This is a genomic window from Polynucleobacter sp. AP-Sanab-80-C2 (genome assembly GCF_035012965.1).
Classification (GTDB): domain Bacteria; phylum Pseudomonadota; class Gammaproteobacteria; order Burkholderiales; family Burkholderiaceae; genus Polynucleobacter.
This window is the reverse complement of sequence record NZ_JAYGQS010000005.1, coordinates 110,734-125,898: the sequence shown is the minus strand read 5'-3', so window position 1 is coordinate 125,898 and position 15,165 is coordinate 110,734. Positions and strand designations below refer to the sequence as shown.

Below are 15,165 nucleotides of genomic sequence, written 5' to 3'. Positions count from 1 at the left end.
TTGTAGATTCGCAGATTAGAATGTGCTTATGAGCAAATTGTTACTTAAATCCTATTTGAAGGGTTTATTACTCTTCTCCATCGCTTACGCAAGCGCCCTGCCTAGTCAGGCATCTGCACAAACCGACGATATCCAAACAGGGCAGGCGGTTTTTGAAGTCTTAGCTTCAGAAATTGCCCTGCAAAGAGGCGAAGCTGGCCTAGCCTACAACACCTATATGGAAATGGCACGTCAATTCAAGGATCCTCGCTTGGCCCAAAGGGCGATGGAAATTGGGATTGCAGGTGGCTCGCCTGAGTTAGCTTTAAATGCTGCTAAAACTTGGGATAGTTTGTCTCCAGCCTCCCAAACCAAACCCAAAGAAGTTTTGATTACGTTGCTGGTTTTAAATAATCGCTGGTCAGATGCCGTCAAACCTGCCATCGCGTTATTGCGCCAACAAACTCCAGCACAGCAAGAAAATACACTACTGCAACTGCAAGCTTTGCTCAGTAAAGCCAAAGATGAGTCAGATGCTCTGCGGGCTTTCTATGAAATTACGTCTACTGCAAAACCGACTCCCAAGGATCCAGCGCTGCTTTATACCTATGCCATGTCAGCAGAAAAAGTAGGGCGCTTAGATGTGATGGAAAAAACCTTGCGGGAAATTTTGCGCAAGAATCCAAATGATGCGAATTCTTTAAATGCTTTGGGCTATTCTTTTGCCGACCGCAACATCAAACTATCCGAAGCATTTGCACTCATCACTAAAGCGCACCAACTCTCCCCTAAGGACAGCTTTATCTTAGATAGCTTAGGCTGGGTCAACTTCCGTCTTGGAAAAAATGAATTGGCTCTAGAGCAACTTCAACAAGCCTTCAGAATGAAACCGGAGGCTGATATTGCGGCACATACTGGTGAGGTATTGTGGGCAATGGGTCGCCGCACTGAAGCAGAAGAGATGTGGCAACAGGCTCAAAAATTAGACGCTAATAATCCCACCCTTAAAGAAACGCTCAAGCGCTTAAAACCAGACTGGTCAAACGCTGATCAAGCTTCTGCAGGCTCTTGGGATGGCCGCTTTGCCGTTAAAGTTACTGGGCTTACCGATGCTCACAATCAAGGTGGATCAGGTGGCTTTACGCTCACCCAAGAGCAACTCAAAGACGTTTTAGAGATACGCAATCCTGTTGGTGGATCCATCGCAAAAATTACCATCATGCCGGGCGAAGCGACTCTTGAACGTGATGGACAAGTAGTCACAGCAATTGATGCAGATACCCTCGTTCAAAACACTTTGGGACTTCCATTACCAGCAAGAGGTTTATCAAACTGGCTCAGAGGCGAAGTAAGGCCCGGTAGCGAAGCAAGCATAGAAAGAAATGCCAAAGGGCAAGTGAGCAAAATTAACCAGGATGGCTGGGACTTAATTTATACCTGGGGCAATAAGAACCGTCTTGAGAAATTAAGCATGACTCGCAGCTCGAATATTGGATCGATTGATATTCGCCTAGTCTTTGATAGCCCGAATGAGTGAAATCAGTTATCAATCCTTAACGCTACGCTCACCAGCCAAGCTGAATTTATTTCTTCACATTGTTGGTCGAAGAGCAGATGGTTATCACTTACTGCAATCCGTCTTTCAGTTAATTGATTGGTGTGACACGATCCACTTAAAACTGATCCCCCAAAATGAGATTCGTCGTATCGATCCCATTGCGGGAGTAGAACCTGAAAATGATTTAGTGGTCAGAGCTGCCAAACTATTAAAAGACTTTTGCCAGATTGAATCTGGGGTTGAGATTGGCCTGCAAAAAGAAATCCCCATGGGGGCTGGAATGGGTGGCGGATCTTCCGATGCTGCCACCACCTTAATTGGTTTAAATACCCTCTGGAATCTCAAGTTAAACCAAAAGACACTTTGCGAACTTGGTCTTCAGCTCGGGGCAGATGTGCCATTTTTCATTTTTGGCAAAAATGCATTTGTTGAAGGTATTGGCGAACAAATTCAAGAAATTGACCTGGAAACTCGTGATTTTTTAGTGATCTTCCCAAATCAAGGGATCCCTACTATCAGCATTTTTCAGGACCCTGAATTGACCCGAAATCACGGTCAGATTACAATAGATGGCTTTCTTGCATCGCCATGGTCCGATCTTTCAAATGATTGTCAGGCAGTAGCGATGCGGATTTGTCCTGAAGTGAAGCAAGCTTTGGATTGGATTAGTCAGGCAGTACCGGGCTCTGAGCCCCGTATGTCAGGCTCTGGAAGTAGCGTGTTTACAGTCTTAGACTCTAAGACGAATGTCGCAAAACTGGAAAATCTTCTACAAAATCTTCCTAAAGGGTGGATAGGTCGGGTTGTTCGGGGGCTAAATAAAAATCCCGCTTACAATTTGATTTCTTCAGATTGATCCGAAGGGGAATCGCCAAGCTGGTTAAGGCACTGGATTTTGATTCCAGCATGCGAAGGTTCGAATCCTTCTTCCCCTGCCAATTACTGTAGAAATGACAAAGAAAACCTTTTGACCCCTCAAAATCCTTAAGACTATGTCCTCCACAAACACAGATTTATTGACTTTATTTACAGGCAACGCAAATCCGGTTTTGGCTGAGGCTGTAGCCAAAGAGCTCAATTTGCCGATGGGCAAAGCCTTTGTAGGTCGTTTCTCGGACGGCGAGATTCAAGTAGAAATTCAAGAAAACGTTCGCGGCAAAAATGTCGTGGTCATTCAATCAACCTGTGCACCAACCAATGACAGCTTGATGGAACTGATGATCATGATTGATGCCTTGAAGCGAGCCTCCGCAAGCCGCATCACTGCGGTGATTCCGTACTTCGGTTACGCCCGCCAAGACCGTCGTCCACGCTCCGCCCGCGTTGCAATCTCTGCCCGCATCGTGGCAAATATGCTGCAATCGGTCGCTGGTATTGAGCGTGTTCTGACCATGGACCTCCATGCTGATCAAATTCAGGGCTTTTTTGATATCCCGGTAGATAACATTTATGCCTCACCCGTTCTCTTGGCCGATCTGGAAGCGCAAAAGACAAAAAAAGATCTGATTATTGTTTCCCCAGATATCGGCGGTGTAGTGCGCGCCCGTGCCATGGCAAAACAATTAGGTACAGACTTGGCGATTATTGATAAACGTCGCCCTAAAGCCAATGTATCGGAAGTAATGCACCTCATTGGCGAAGTAGAAGGTCGCCATTGCGTGATCATGGATGACATCATTGATACCGGCGGAACCCTTTGTAAGGCTGCTGAAGCGCTTAAAGAGCGTGGTGCGAAGGGAGTTACCGCCTACTGTACTCACGCTGTTCTATCAGGCGGTGCAGTGGCTCGAATTGCCGCCTCCGAATTGGATGAACTGGTTGTTACCGACACCATCCCATTGACTGCAGAAGCGTCCAGAGTGAGCAAAATCCGTCAATTGACCGTAGCGCCATTACTAGCAGAGACCCTTTCTCGTATTAGCAAGGGCGATTCAGTCATGTCCATGTTTGCCGAATAAGCAAAAAACCCCGTTTTACCCCGTTTTTTGCTGGTTCTTAGGCGTTTTTTGAGCATTTGTAGGCAAAAATCCCCATTCACACGATATAATCGAAGGCTTTTCTGTTTGGTCGCGAACGGAAATTAACCTTAATAGGGAAATTGAATATGAAAGTTGTAGCCTTTGAAAGAAGCGTACAGGGAACGGGTGCGAGCCGCCGTCTGCGCAATTCCGGTAAGACGCCGGGAATCGTTTACGGTAGTAAAGATCCAGCCTTGGTCATTGAGTTAGACCATAACGCGTTGTTCCATGCTCTCCGCAAGGAAGCATTCCACTCATCCATTTTGGATTTGGAAATTGGTGGCAAAACACAAAAAGTGTTGTTACGCGATTACCAAATGCATCCATTTAAGCCATTGGTTTTGCACATTGACTTCCAGCGCGTTTCTGCGACTGAGAAAGTTCACATGCGCATTCCATTGCACTTCACTAATGCTGACACATCGGCTGCTGTGAAATTGCAAGGTGCTGTTATTAGCCACATCCTCAATGACATCGAAATTTCTTGCTTACCAGCAGACTTACCAGAGTTCATTGAAGTGGATTTGAGCAAAATTGAAGTGGGTCATTCTGTTCATGCGAAAGACCTGACATTGCCAAAAGGCGTTACTTTGGTATTACATGTTGAGCAAGAAAACCCAGTGCTTGCAAACGCACGTATTCCAGCTGTTAAAGCCGCTGAGACTGAAGAAGCTGCACCTGCAGCCGCTGCAGCCCCAGCAGCTGCGCCTGCTGCTGATGCAAAGGATAAGGCTTAATTCATTAAGCCATCTGTTTGCGAAAGAAGCCCGCGCAAGCGGGCTTTCTTTTTATCTCCTTGCTCTATTTACTCTTTTTGTAGAAATCCACTTATATCTTTACACTCTCATCATGACGAAATTAATTGTTGGCCTGGGGAATCCTGGAGATGAGCATGAAGAAGATCGGCACAATGCTGGCTTCTGGTTTGTCGACGTCTTGGCAAAACAATTGAACGCTCGCTTTGAATCAGAAAAACGTTTTCATGGAAAAGTAGCTAAAGCGAAATGGGAAGGTGAAGATCTCTTTTTACTTAAGCCTGGCACCTACATGAACCTGAGTGGCCAAGCCGTTGGAGCTCTTTGTCGCTTTCACAAAATTACACCTGCAGATATTTTGGTAGTGCAAGACGAGCTCGATCTCAAACCGGGAACGGCACGTATCAAGCTTGGTGGTGGCACTGGTGGTCACAATGGCCTCAAAGATATTCAAGCACACCTAGGCACGCCAGACTACTGGCGTCTGCGTCTAGGGATCGGGCACCCAAGGGATGCGGCTGGTGAGGGTCGTCCGATGGAGGTTGCTGACTATGTTTTACGTAGACCACAATTAGCAGAACAAAAACTCATCGACGTCAGTATTGAAAATGGTTTGCAAATTTTGCCGCTATTTTTAAAAGGCGATACCCAAACCGCCATGATGGAACTGCACTCTAAGGGCTAAGCTGGTCAGTTAAACTGAATTCGCTTTTTTGGCGGCAGTTAATAGCTTGAACTTCACCATTAACTGCTCTTGGGTTTCAGTATGTGCGGGGTTAAAGGGGATGCAGTCTACTGGACATACCTGACGGCACTGGGGCGCATCATAGTGACCCACACACTCAGTACATTTACTGGGGTCTATCTCATAAATCTCTAGCCCCATATAGATTGCATCGTTCGGGCACTCTGGCTCACACACATCGCAATTGATGCATTCGTCGGTAATCATTAAAGCCATTTTTTACTCGATGGCTTTACTTAGAATTTTGATTGGCAGCCGCAATCTTTTGAACAAGCCACTTTTCCACAGACGGGAAAACGAACTTACTGACATCGCCACCCATAGAAGCAATCTCACGCACAAAGGTACCAGAGATAAATTGGTATTGATCAGATGGGGTTAAAAACAGGGTTTCTACATCAGGTAGTAAATAACGATTCATCCCTGCCATCTGAAACTCATACTCAAAGTCAGATACCGCACGCAAGCCACGCACGATAACGCGTGCATTGTGCTCGCGCGCAAAATCTTTTAGCAAACCTTGAAAGCCAACCACCTTCACATTGGAGTAATGCCCAAGCACTTCCTTAGCAATATCAATCCGCTCATCCAAAGTGAAAAAAGGATGCTTGCTACGACTTGAGGCAACACCAACAATCAACTTATCAAAAATACTAGATGCTCGACGAACCAAATCCTCGTGACCACGTGTAAATGGGTCAAATGTTCCAGGGTAGACAGCGACAGTCATAACTCTCCTAAGGCTTTAACGGCTATAGGCAAGAGTTTAGCCCCTTACACTCCGAAATAGACAGGCTTTTACCTGCCCAGCCTCTAAGTATTTTCCACAATGCCAGCTTGGCAGTAGGGCTTCTATCTCTTCACGAGGACGATTTGAGGGAAATTCCACATAAATTCCGCCCCCGATGGAGTCATCACAAATTCTGCCAGCCTCAATGACAGCACGGTCAAGTAATGTCCCATCCTGAAAAGGAGGATCAATAAAAATCAGATTCGTTGAGCGGTCAGGCTGTTGACTTAAGAACTCCACACTGTCTCGCTGCAAAATTTCTACCACTGCAGATACTGGCGAGGATTGCAACAGCGCAAAATTAGACACTAAGTTCGCATGGGTCTTTTTATCTTTTTCGAGAAGCACCACCAAATCTGCACCCCGTGAGGCTGCCTCAAAACCAAGAGCGCCTGTTCCTGCGAATAAGTCCAAAGAAGTGAGGCCTGTCAAATCTTGACCAAGCCAGTTGAATAGAGTTTCTCGAATACGATCTGTAGAAGGTCGCAAACCTGGTAAATCTAAGACGGTTAACTGGCGACTTCTCCATATACCACCGATAATGCGCACTTTCTTTGGCGGCTCTGCCTTCATCGGCTTTGACTTATTTATTTTGAGCCCCCAAGACTGCAATCTTCATTCGATCCATCGCCAGATATTTTTGGAATGCAGCAGTCACCTGCTCCAAACTAACAGCCTCAATTTGTTTAGTCCAGACTTCCATCGTATCAAGTGGCAAATCATTCCATGCGATAGAGGAGACGTTATCCAAGAGTTTGCGATTGTTATCAATACGTAATGGATAACCATTGATCAAATTGGCTTTTGCTGCAGCAAGTTCACTGACGGTCGGACCATTCGTAATAAATTTTGCAATAGTGTCACTCATCACCCCAAGCGCCATAGAACCCTGATCGCTCTTGGTCTGTAGGCCGGCCTGAAAAATACCGCTAGCTTTGCCTGGAGCGAAATAACTAAAGACACTATAGGCAAGGCCACGCTTCTCACGAACCTCGTTCATCAAGCGGGACACAAATCCACCGCCACCCAAAATGTAATTTCCTACAAGTAAGGGGAAATAATCAGGATTATTCCTCGCTACTGCCGTCATACCCATCGCAATATGAGCTTGCTGAGAATCAAATGGAATCTGTACCTCTCGCTGAGCTAAAGGCTCTACGGGTGAACGTTGAAGTTCAGGTAGAGGCGCAATTACTGGTCCTGATTGCGGAATTCTTTTTAATAACATTTGTACGACTTCATTTGCCTGAGTCGAATCTACGTCACCCACAATGCTGACGATCATCCGATCGCCACGATAAAACTGTTTATGAAACTGCTGTAAGTCTGTAGCAGTAATCGTACCAACCGATTTTACTGAGGGAGTATCGGCCAAAGGATAAGCTCCGTAGAGCATTTTTTTGAAACGGCGCTCTAAAACATACTCTGGTTTAGTTTCTGCTTCAAGCAAGCTGGTGATAGTTCTTTGCTTTTCCCGCGCAAGAATATTGGCATCATAGGTGGGCGAACTCAACATAGAGGCTGCCAATTGCACAGCCCGATCACGCAAATCTTTTCTACTTAAAGTCCGGATACGCAAAATGGCGCGCTCGCCACTAACTGATAAACCAATATTTGCACCCAAATCAGCAATCTCATCCGCAATTTGGGCCTCATTTAACAAGCCCCTATCGCCACGTACCCCATAATTCATCAGGCCTGCGGTCATGTCGGCTAAGCCACTTTTGCCAGCAGGATCATAACGATCGCCGGCATCTATGCTGACCTCAATATCAACCATCGGCAATGCTTTGGTTTGTACTAGAAAAGCTTTGGCACCTTTATAAGCATCCAGTTTTTCAATTGGCAATATGGCATTTGCACTAGCGATGAAACCAAAAGCTAAAAAATAGGATGAAACGATTTTCGTGAGGGCTCTCATTATTTGCCCTCCTTACCAACGGTCTTGCGTGCCTGTGGATCGAGTACAGCAATCGTCAAGCCTTCATCGACCAAGTATTTTTTGGCAACCGCTTGGACTTGCTCCGGAGTAATGGTTTGCATTTTCTCCAGCATATAGTCAATATCCTTCCAAGAAAATCCAGCCATTTCAGTACTGCCAATTTCCATCGCTTGACCAAAAATAGAATCGCGCTTATAAATTTGTTCTGAAAGAATGCGCACCTTAATGCGCTTGAGTTCAGACTCCAAAATCCCTTTTTGCTTGATCTCATCCAACGCTTTGCGAATGCTTGCTTGTGCCTGTGAAACCGTTTTTCCTTTAGCCATGGTGGCACTAATCAGAAATAACTCGGGCCCACGAGAGACCATGTCATAAGCAACACCTACATCGTTCACGACCTTTTCTTGCTTTACTAACATGCGATTCAAGCGTGCATTGTCATAACCATCCAGCACTGCGGTTAACAACTCAAGTGCATATGGCTCAGGATTATCCAGCTTGCCAGACTCAAGACGTGGTGCTTTCCAAGCCATCGCCAATTGCGCGCTATCTGCCGGTGCCTTCACTTGAACTTGCTTCACTCCTTTTTGCGGTGGCTCGACTTGTGGCTTACGCACTGGTAGCTCTTGTGCGGGAACGGCGCCATAATATTTTTCTACCAATACCAAGACTTTCTTGGCATCAACATCACCAGTAATGACTACAGTTACATTGTTTGGCTTATACCAATTGCGGTACCAATCCCTTGCATCAGAAGCTGTCATATTCTGTAAATCATTCATCCAGCCAACTACAGGATGACGATATGGTGAGCTCATATAAGCGGTTGCCATGAGCGATTCATTGAGAAGGCTACTAGGATTATCTTCAGTGCGTAAACGCCGCTCCTCCATCACCACCTGAATTTCTTTTAAGAACTCAGCGTCATCAAAATTTAAGTTGGACATTCGATCTGCTTCTAGCTTAATCGCTTCATCCAACTTTGATTTTTCAACTTGCTGAAAGTAAGCGGTGTAATCGCGAGAAGTAAATGCATTTTCACGCCCACCAACCGCTGCTACTAAACGTGAAAACTCACCTGCTTTCACCTTGTCAGTTCCCTTAAACATCATGTGCTCAAGGACATGCGCCACGCCAGTTCGACCATTGATCTCATCCATCGAACCTGCGCGATACCAAACCATATGGGCCACAGTTGGGGCACGATGGTCTTCCCTCACTATGAGCTTCAGTCCATTACTTAACTGAAATTCGTGTGTATCCGCCTGATCTTTGCCTGTAGCCCAAGACAATGGCGTAAACAGTAAAAATAGGAAAAAAATTCGGAGTAAATTAGAACGCATCTGCTGAATCACCATATCCCAAGAATTAAATTGATAAGATGCAAGGATTAAATTGTATCGATTATGTTCGGCTTACGTAAAACCCTCGGATCCCTATTCAAATCTAGCAAGACTGACGAAGCTTGGTTTGATGCCCTAGAAGAATCACTGATTCAAAGTGATGTGGGGCTGCCGACGACTGAGCAATTGATCGGCAAACTGCGCAAAGCAGCAAAGTCTGAACAAGCATCCAGTCCAGAAGAACTTCAGGCACTACTCATTCAAGAGGTTGGAGATCTATTGCGGGTTTTAGAACCATCGCCGAACCCTTTATTTTCAAGCCAGCAAGATACTATTCCAGAAGTTTGGTTGGTCGTTGGCGTTAATGGCGCAGGTAAAACTACCACTATTGGCAAACTTTGCAGGCGCTTTCAGTCTCAAGGTAAATCAGTACTCTTGGCTGCAGGTGACACTTTTAGAGCAGCAGCGCGCAATCAACTACAGGAATGGGGTGGTCGCAACCAAGTTGATGTCATTACTCAAGAGGGGGGTGATGCAGCAGCAGTTGCACATGATGCAATCCACTCGGCGATCTCTCGTAAAAGCGATATTCTGATTATTGATACTGCAGGACGCCTTGCCACCCAAGACCACCTCATGGAAGAGTTAAAAAAGGTGAAGAGGGTCATCGGCAAAGCCCTTCCTGGGGCCCCTCACCACACTCTCTTGGTTTTAGATGGCAATACTGGTCAGAATGGCTTAAGCCAAGTGAAGGCATTTCATACTGCCCTGGGGCTCACTGGAATCATTGTTACCAAGCTCGATGGCACAGCTAAAGGCGGCGTTATCTGCGCCCTTGCCCACACCCTCAAAGATAGCCCCGCACCAGCAGTTTTAGCGCTTGGTAAAGGTGAGGGTATTGAAGATTTAGTCCCGTTTACTGCCAGGCAATATTCTTCAGAATTATTCAATTAATTCAATAACTTACAGAATATACAAAGCATTAGCACTCTCTTGACAAGAGTGCTAAAATAGACCTCTATTAACTCTTTTCTATTGATAAAAAAATGGTTCAAAAGAAATCTGACAAACCGAATATGCAAAGGCTGCCTGTAGCGCAGGCTGCAGCGGCGTCTGCATTTCCTATGCTGCCATCCCTTGGGGTTGGCACTCTTGACTCATACATTGCGTACGTGAATCGTGTGCCGATGCTGAGCGCTGCAGAAGAGCTGCATCTAGCGCAGGAGTTTCGTCGTACTGAAAATGTAGAAGCCGCTAAAACTTTGGTGCTCTCCCATTTGCGTCTCGTCGTTTCTGTTGCACGCCAATATCTTGGTTATGGCATTCCGCATGCTGATCTCATTCAAGAAGGCAACATCGGCTTGATGAAAGCAGTGAAACGTTACGACCCAAATAATGGCGCCCGTTTAGTGTCATACGCAATCCACTGGATCAAAGCAGAAATTCATGAGTACATTCTCAAGAATTGGCGTTTGGTTAAGATGGCAACGACCAAAGCACAACGCAAATTATTTTTTAACTTACGCAGCAACAAACCCACCTTGAGCGCACTCACTCCTGGTGAGGTTGATGCATTAGCAAAAGCCCTCGATGTGAAAGGCTCGGACGTTAAAGAAATGGAAATGCGTCTTGCTGGTGGCGATGTTGCCCTTGAGGGCGATGACAGTGATGAAGAAGCTGCCTATGCACCAATACAATGGCTTGCTGATAACAGTCAAGAGCCCACTGAACGTATTGCTCATGCAGAAGCCGATGCATTACAAGGTCCTAAATTAGATCAAGCCTTGATGGCTTTGGACGAGCGCAGTCGTAATATTGTGCAGTCACGTTGGTTAGCCATGGATGCTGACGGTAATGGCACTAAGACTTTGCATGACCTTGCTGCAGAATATGGCATCTCTGCAGAACGTGTGCGTCAAATTGAAACAGCCGCCCTCAAAAAGATGCGTGGCATGTTGCAAGCTGAAGCGGCTTAAGCAAGCTTAGCAACTTCAAAAACTTACTTTAGAAGTTCTTTCAAGTCATGTGCCAAGGTCTCCGGACCTTGCGCATGCTTGATATACAAACGTAAGCGACCTTCGGGATCAAATGCATAACTACCCGCCGTGTGGTCGATGGTGTAAGAACCTGGACTAGTTCCTGGCACTTTCTTGTAATAAATTTTGAAGTCTTTGGTAACCTTTTCTAACGCGACTTCATCTGCTGGGCGCAAGCCAAGAAAACGGGCATCAAATGAGGGAACGTATTGCTTCAGAATGGTCGCCGTATCACGCTCAGGATCAACCGTTACAAATAGCACCTGCACCTTATCTGACTGTGGCCCCAATAAGGTCATGACCTGCTGCATTTCAGTTAAAGTAGTTGGGCAAACATCAGGGCACTGAGTGTAGCCGAAAAACATCACAACAACTTTACCTTTAAAGTCATTGAGCGTTCTAAGCTTGCCATCAGGGTCCAGCAAACTAAAGTCCTTACCAAACGCTTTGCCACCAGTGATATCAATATTTTTGAACTCTGGCTTTGGACTACAGGCTGCCAAAATCATCAGCAATGAAGCAATGAAGCAACTGCGCAAAATGGTGACCTTCATCTTAGAGAAAGTAGTGATCTATGAGCAATACTGCAAACAGCAAAGACAAATAGGTGATTGAAAAACGAAAGGTCTTCTTAGCCAATGCATCGCTATAGGTAATAAATAGCGCAATCACGTAAGCCAGGAATATTAAACCGAGAATAATTGCTGATATCAAATACAGCATGCCACTCATGCCATAGATGTAAGGCAATAAAGTTGCTGCAATCAAAATCAGGGTGTAGAGCAAAATATTGAGCAGCGTAAAACGCTCACCATGAGTTACTGGGAGCATTGGCAAGCCAGATTGCACATAGTCATCGCGACGATATAAAGCCAAGGCCCAAAAATGGGGTGGCGTCCAAACAAAAATAATTAATACCAAAAGCCAAGCTTCAGCAGAAAGTGTATTAGTGACTGCAGCCCAACCTAAGGCTGGCGGCATTGCACCAGATAAACCACCAATCACAATGTTCTGTGGTGTTGCCGGTTTTAGTAGCCAGGTATAAATCACTGCATAGCCTACAAACGTTGCAAAGGTGAGCCACATCGTTAGTGGATTACAAAAATTCCACAAGACAATCATTCCCAAAGCACCCAGAATGATAGAGAAAACAATAATATGGAATGGAGTGACTTCACCTGTTGCAGAAGGACGCCATGCAGTGCGCCTCATCTTGGCATCGACCGCCTGCTCAATCAAACAATTCACCGCAAATGCAGCGCCTGCTAATAACCAGATACCTACAACACCTCCAATGAGTACTGGATATGGAACCATGCCAGGTGTTGCCAAGAACATACCAATCACTGCACAAAAAACTGCGAGTTGAGTCACCCTAGGTTTTGTTAAAACCCAGTACTGACGCCAACGTGGCATCGGTACTGTAGCGGATCTTTTCGGTGTGCTCATAATGACTTCCAAGAAGCCCAATAACTCATTCTGACTAAGCAGAATACCAAAGCAGCAGACCCCGCGCTATGTAATAAAGCGGCTAATAAAGGCCACTGAAATACAACATTGGAGATACCAGTCAGAATCTGTAAAGCAAGCAGACTAAATAAGAGCTTGCCATAGTGTTTCAGCCCCGGTATTGCTGGAGTTGCAAGCTGCAGCGCCCTCCAACCCAAGAATGAGAACACTACGAATACCAATACTGCAAATAAGCGGTGCGCCCAGTGAATTGTCTGTAGCGCAACTGGAGAAATAAACTCACCTTGCGCATTTAAACCCAGTTGACGCCACAGCGTAAAGCCCTCAACCCAATTAGTTTCTGGCCAAGCAGTACCTAAACACGTTGGAAAGTCAGGACAAGCTAAAACGGCGTAATTGGTGCTAACCCAGGCACCCAAGAAAACTTGAATCATGAGCACTATAAAAGCTGCCAATAAAAGAGCAGCAGGTAAAGGTTTGATACGCAGTGTACGTACTGTAGAAATTTTTTCTTCCCAAGCTTGTTGAGCATAAGCAGTTAAGTAAGCCAATAAAAGAAGGGCCAACATTAAATGAATCGTCACAATGATGGGCTGCAATTTAAGTGTCACAGTCCACGCACCAAAGGCTCCCTGAATGCAGACCAATAAAAGTAAACCTAGACTAACAAAGAAGGGGGTTTTACCTAAAGCCTTTACTTTATTAAATGCCAGTACTACTTGAACCAAAATCAATGCACCTACAGTCATCGCTAAATAACGGTGGATCATTTCAATCCAAGCTTTCATGACAGTTACGGGGCCACTGGGTAAGGCGTTTTCAGCTTGTTGTATATCGCTCAATGCATGAAATGGATTAGATGTGCCATAGCAGCCAGGCCAATCTGGACACCCCAAACCTGAGTCCGTTAGGCGCGTAAAAGCCCCAAATACGATCAGATCAAAAGTCATAAACACCAAGACCCAATTGAGTTTCTGAAAAAAACTATACCCCCGTCTGGTCCAAAGATAAGCCAATGGTAGCCCTGCAAATACTATGGCAATAGCAGCCAACTCCAAGAACAAAAGAAGATTGGGCATTACAAACTTTCGCCCTTGTGATTTAACTTTAAGAGCTTTTCTAAATCTTTTTTGATACTAGCAAATTCTTTAGGAGAGTTTGTCACTGGAAAGTACATCATCTTCGCTGGGCTTGGATCAATCAACTGAATCTCTTTTCCAGCGCCCTCTTTATTCAGCCACGCATTAAATTCAGCTCGTGACTTAGGATCTGCAGGCAGTGGCACCACCTTAAGTCCCGCAGTCTGTTCGTCATAAGCCTTCAAAAGCTCAGGGTCTAGAAGCTTGCCATCTGTATTGACCCAAATCAGCTGAACGCGCTTACTTTCTCTACCCATTGCCACTCTGGTTTGGCGCATTAAAAATAATGCTTCAACACACTTTTCATCTTTAATTTGGCATTGGCCTGCAGGTCGTGCAATCAACAAAGTCCACTTGCCTTGTAAGGGCGCATCGAGCCAAGCACTATTAAATTCTTGGGCTGGATAAACCAAGGTACCAAAATTTGTTTTTCCACCCTCAGGCTTAATCACATAGTAAGCAAAGTAGGATGCGAGCACCGGGCTAGCACATGCGAGCAATAGCAACAGCATTTGAATTCGGCCACGACGAGTCCGCGCATTGATTGCTGATGCATCCATCTGTGAAGCTGGAATTAATAACTCTTTATCACTCACTCTTGATCCCCATTCACATCCTGACGCCTATATTGCCGCAGGCCAGTAATCAACCAAAATAAGAAACCAGCAACTGCTAGCGCAAACCACTGGAATGCATAAGCATAATGGCGATCGACTCCAGTTGTCAGGGGAGCCCACTCGCGCAATAAACCATCATCGATACCCGTATCAATCTCTCTCAAAATAAAAGGGCTTTGAGACCAAGCTCGTAGCATGCCCTCGCCTACTAAATCAAAATTTTGCTCAATTCGAGGCTTGCCAGTATCTGTGGGGGGCTTACTTTCGCCCAAGGCATAGACCTTGCCAGGATGGGCGAACACAATCCCCTCAATATTGACCACATTGGCTGGCGTTTTAACCGGGGGCAGCAACTCTCGGTCAGCACTATTGCGCGGCGCCCAACCTCGATTGACCCAGAGTACTTCATCGCGACCCTCTAGACGCAAAGGCATCATTAAAAAGAAACCGGATTGTGATGCCGCGCTCCCAGGAGGAGGCATTGGTCTTGGCCGATTATCCAACCAAATAGCCGCCTCCGGAATATATTGGCCGCGAGCAATCATGCGACGCTCACTTGCATCTTCTAGAGTTAAAGAGCTTGAATTGACGCTCAATATTGGCATCTGTTGCCGAGCTAATAAATGAGCCGCCAAGACAATCTTGCTCTCAGCCCTGCTCAACTGCCAAATACCCGCAGCACAAGCAATTGCAATGACCAGCAAGGCTGATACAGTAGCAACTATGCGCTTAGCAATGAGAGCAGTAAAAAGATTATTCAAGAGATTTAAAAA

General features: G+C 45.7%; 17 protein-coding genes and 1 tRNA gene. 8 read left to right on the top strand and 10 right to left on the bottom strand.

What is annotated here, in order from left to right; genetic code table 11:
- The first annotated feature begins 28 nt into the window (after positions 1–28).
- The 6 genes from VC178_RS09235 (at position 29) to pth (ending at position 4,995) form a co-directional block, all read left to right on the top strand.
- A complete protein-coding gene (locus VC178_RS09235) occupies positions 29–1,516 on the top strand; it encodes a lipoprotein insertase outer membrane protein LolB (protein ID WP_323482320.1) in 1,488 nt (495 codons plus the stop codon).
- Positions 1,509–2,393 (top strand): 4-(cytidine 5'-diphospho)-2-C-methyl-D-erythritol kinase, encoded by an 885-nt coding sequence (ispE, locus tag VC178_RS09230; RefSeq protein ID WP_323482319.1) that lies wholly within the window; start codon positions 1,509–1,511, stop codon positions 2,391–2,393. Before VC178_RS09235 ends, ispE begins: the two co-directional genes overlap by 8 nt.
- 5 nt (positions 2,394–2,398) lie before the next feature.
- Positions 2,399–2,475: transfer RNA gene (locus VC178_RS09225), tRNA-Gln, on the top strand.
- A gap of 54 nt (positions 2,476–2,529) precedes the next feature.
- Complete coding sequence (locus VC178_RS09220; RefSeq protein WP_323482318.1) at positions 2,530–3,495, top strand: ribose-phosphate pyrophosphokinase; 966 nt, start codon at positions 2,530–2,532, stop codon at positions 3,493–3,495.
- 146 nt (positions 3,496–3,641) lie between these two features.
- Positions 3,642–4,292 carry a 50S ribosomal protein L25/general stress protein Ctc gene (locus VC178_RS09215; RefSeq protein WP_215295910.1) on the top strand — a complete coding sequence of 217 codons (651 nt, stop codon included), beginning with the start codon at positions 3,642–3,644 and terminating at the stop codon, positions 4,290–4,292.
- A 112-nt stretch (positions 4,293–4,404) separates the two neighbouring features.
- On the top strand, positions 4,405–4,995 hold the full coding sequence (gene pth / locus VC178_RS09210) for an aminoacyl-tRNA hydrolase (protein ID WP_323482317.1): 591 nt from the start codon (positions 4,405–4,407) through the stop codon (positions 4,993–4,995).
- A gap of 9 nt (positions 4,996–5,004) precedes the next feature.
- On the opposite strand, the gene VC178_RS09205 is transcribed toward pth, so the two are convergent.
- From VC178_RS09205 to VC178_RS09185, 5 genes are read right to left on the bottom strand one after another with little or no spacing between them, the layout of a single operon-like run.
- The gene (locus tag VC178_RS09205) at positions 5,005–5,271 is read right to left on the bottom strand and encodes a YfhL family 4Fe-4S dicluster ferredoxin (protein ID WP_216127017.1); all 267 of its coding nucleotides are present in this window, start codon (positions 5,269–5,271) and stop codon (positions 5,005–5,007) included.
- A gap of 16 nt (positions 5,272–5,287) precedes the next feature.
- Positions 5,288–5,785 (bottom strand): pantetheine-phosphate adenylyltransferase, encoded by a 498-nt coding sequence (gene coaD / locus VC178_RS09200; protein ID WP_215295913.1) that lies wholly within the window; start codon positions 5,783–5,785, stop codon positions 5,288–5,290.
- A gap of 36 nt (positions 5,786–5,821) precedes the next feature.
- Positions 5,822–6,418 carry a 16S rRNA (guanine(966)-N(2))-methyltransferase RsmD gene (rsmD, locus tag VC178_RS09195; protein ID WP_323482316.1) on the bottom strand — a complete coding sequence of 199 codons (597 nt, stop codon included), beginning with the start codon at positions 6,416–6,418 and terminating at the stop codon, positions 5,822–5,824.
- 10 nt (positions 6,419–6,428) lie between these two features.
- On the bottom strand, positions 6,429–7,766 hold the full coding sequence (locus tag VC178_RS09190) for a pitrilysin family protein (RefSeq protein ID WP_323482315.1): 1,338 nt from the start codon (positions 7,764–7,766) through the stop codon (positions 6,429–6,431).
- Complete coding sequence (locus tag VC178_RS09185) at positions 7,766–9,130, bottom strand: M16 family metallopeptidase (RefSeq protein WP_216178073.1); 1,365 nt, start codon at positions 9,128–9,130, stop codon at positions 7,766–7,768. Before VC178_RS09185 ends, VC178_RS09190 begins: the two co-directional genes overlap by 1 nt.
- A gap of 63 nt (positions 9,131–9,193) precedes the next feature.
- Here VC178_RS09185 and ftsY point away from each other — a divergent pair, with 63 nt between their 5' ends.
- A complete protein-coding gene (ftsY, locus tag VC178_RS09180; RefSeq protein WP_323482314.1) occupies positions 9,194–10,084 on the top strand; it encodes a signal recognition particle-docking protein FtsY in 891 nt (296 codons plus the stop codon).
- A gap of 92 nt (positions 10,085–10,176) precedes the next feature.
- The gene (gene rpoH / locus VC178_RS09175) at positions 10,177–11,106 is read left to right on the top strand and encodes an RNA polymerase sigma factor RpoH (protein ID WP_416350549.1); all 930 of its coding nucleotides are present in this window, start codon (positions 10,177–10,179) and stop codon (positions 11,104–11,106) included.
- A gap of 23 nt (positions 11,107–11,129) precedes the next feature.
- Here rpoH and VC178_RS09170 read toward each other — a convergent pair whose 3' ends face one another.
- Genes VC178_RS09170 through VC178_RS09150 form a run of 5 tightly spaced genes read right to left on the bottom strand, consistent with a single transcriptional unit; the run spans position 11,130 to position 15,153 of the window.
- A complete protein-coding gene (locus VC178_RS09170; protein ID WP_323482312.1) occupies positions 11,130–11,720 on the bottom strand; it encodes an SCO family protein in 591 nt (196 codons plus the stop codon).
- Between the two features lies 1 nt (position 11,721).
- The gene (cyoE, locus tag VC178_RS09165) at positions 11,722–12,615 is read right to left on the bottom strand and encodes a heme o synthase (protein WP_323482311.1); all 894 of its coding nucleotides are present in this window, start codon (positions 12,613–12,615) and stop codon (positions 11,722–11,724) included.
- A complete protein-coding gene (locus tag VC178_RS09160; RefSeq protein WP_323482310.1) occupies positions 12,612–13,715 on the bottom strand; it encodes a COX15/CtaA family protein in 1,104 nt (367 codons plus the stop codon). The genes cyoE and VC178_RS09160 overlap by 4 nt, the downstream gene beginning before the upstream one ends.
- Positions 13,715–14,371 carry a hypothetical protein gene (locus tag VC178_RS09155; RefSeq protein WP_323482309.1) on the bottom strand — a complete coding sequence of 219 codons (657 nt, stop codon included), beginning with the start codon at positions 14,369–14,371 and terminating at the stop codon, positions 13,715–13,717. Before VC178_RS09155 ends, VC178_RS09160 begins: the two co-directional genes overlap by 1 nt.
- Positions 14,368–15,153, bottom strand: a complete 786-nt coding sequence (locus VC178_RS09150; RefSeq protein ID WP_323482308.1) for an SURF1 family protein — start codon at positions 15,151–15,153, stop codon at positions 14,368–14,370. Before VC178_RS09150 ends, VC178_RS09155 begins: the two co-directional genes overlap by 4 nt.
- Positions 15,154–15,165 lie beyond the last annotated feature (12 nt).

What these genes read in the sequence shown, in the direction of transcription:
- VC178_RS09235 (WP_323482320.1), top strand. Translation starts at nt 29, where the DNA reads ATGAGCAAATTGTTACTTAAATCCTATTTGAAGGGTTTATTACTCTTC.
- ispE (WP_323482319.1), top strand. Translation starts at nt 1,509, where the DNA reads ATGAGTGAAATCAGTTATCAATCCTTAACGCTACGCTCACCAGCCAAG.
- VC178_RS09220 (WP_323482318.1), top strand. Translation starts at nt 2,530, where the DNA reads ATGTCCTCCACAAACACAGATTTATTGACTTTATTTACAGGCAACGCA.
- VC178_RS09215 (WP_215295910.1), top strand. Translation starts at nt 3,642, where the DNA reads ATGAAAGTTGTAGCCTTTGAAAGAAGCGTACAGGGAACGGGTGCGAGC.
- pth (WP_323482317.1), top strand. Translation starts at nt 4,405, where the DNA reads ATGACGAAATTAATTGTTGGCCTGGGGAATCCTGGAGATGAGCATGAA.
- VC178_RS09205 (WP_216127017.1), bottom strand. Translation starts at nt 5,271, where the DNA reads ATGGCTTTAATGATTACCGACGAATGCATCAATTGCGATGTGTGTGAG.
- coaD (WP_215295913.1), bottom strand. Translation starts at nt 5,785, where the DNA reads ATGACTGTCGCTGTCTACCCTGGAACATTTGACCCATTTACACGTGGT.
- rsmD (WP_323482316.1), bottom strand. Translation starts at nt 6,418, where the DNA reads ATGAAGGCAGAGCCGCCAAAGAAAGTGCGCATTATCGGTGGTATATGG.
- VC178_RS09190 (WP_323482315.1), bottom strand. Translation starts at nt 7,766, where the DNA reads ATGAGAGCCCTCACGAAAATCGTTTCATCCTATTTTTTAGCTTTTGGT.
- VC178_RS09185 (WP_216178073.1), bottom strand. Translation starts at nt 9,130, where the DNA reads ATGCGTTCTAATTTACTCCGAATTTTTTTCCTATTTTTACTGTTTACG.
- ftsY (WP_323482314.1), top strand. Translation starts at nt 9,194, where the DNA reads ATGTTCGGCTTACGTAAAACCCTCGGATCCCTATTCAAATCTAGCAAG.
- rpoH (WP_416350549.1), top strand. Translation starts at nt 10,177, where the DNA reads ATGGTTCAAAAGAAATCTGACAAACCGAATATGCAAAGGCTGCCTGTA.
- VC178_RS09170 (WP_323482312.1), bottom strand. Translation starts at nt 11,720, where the DNA reads ATGAAGGTCACCATTTTGCGCAGTTGCTTCATTGCTTCATTGCTGATG.
- cyoE (WP_323482311.1), bottom strand. Translation starts at nt 12,615, where the DNA reads ATGAGCACACCGAAAAGATCCGCTACAGTACCGATGCCACGTTGGCGT.
- VC178_RS09160 (WP_323482310.1), bottom strand. Translation starts at nt 13,715, where the DNA reads ATGCCCAATCTTCTTTTGTTCTTGGAGTTGGCTGCTATTGCCATAGTA.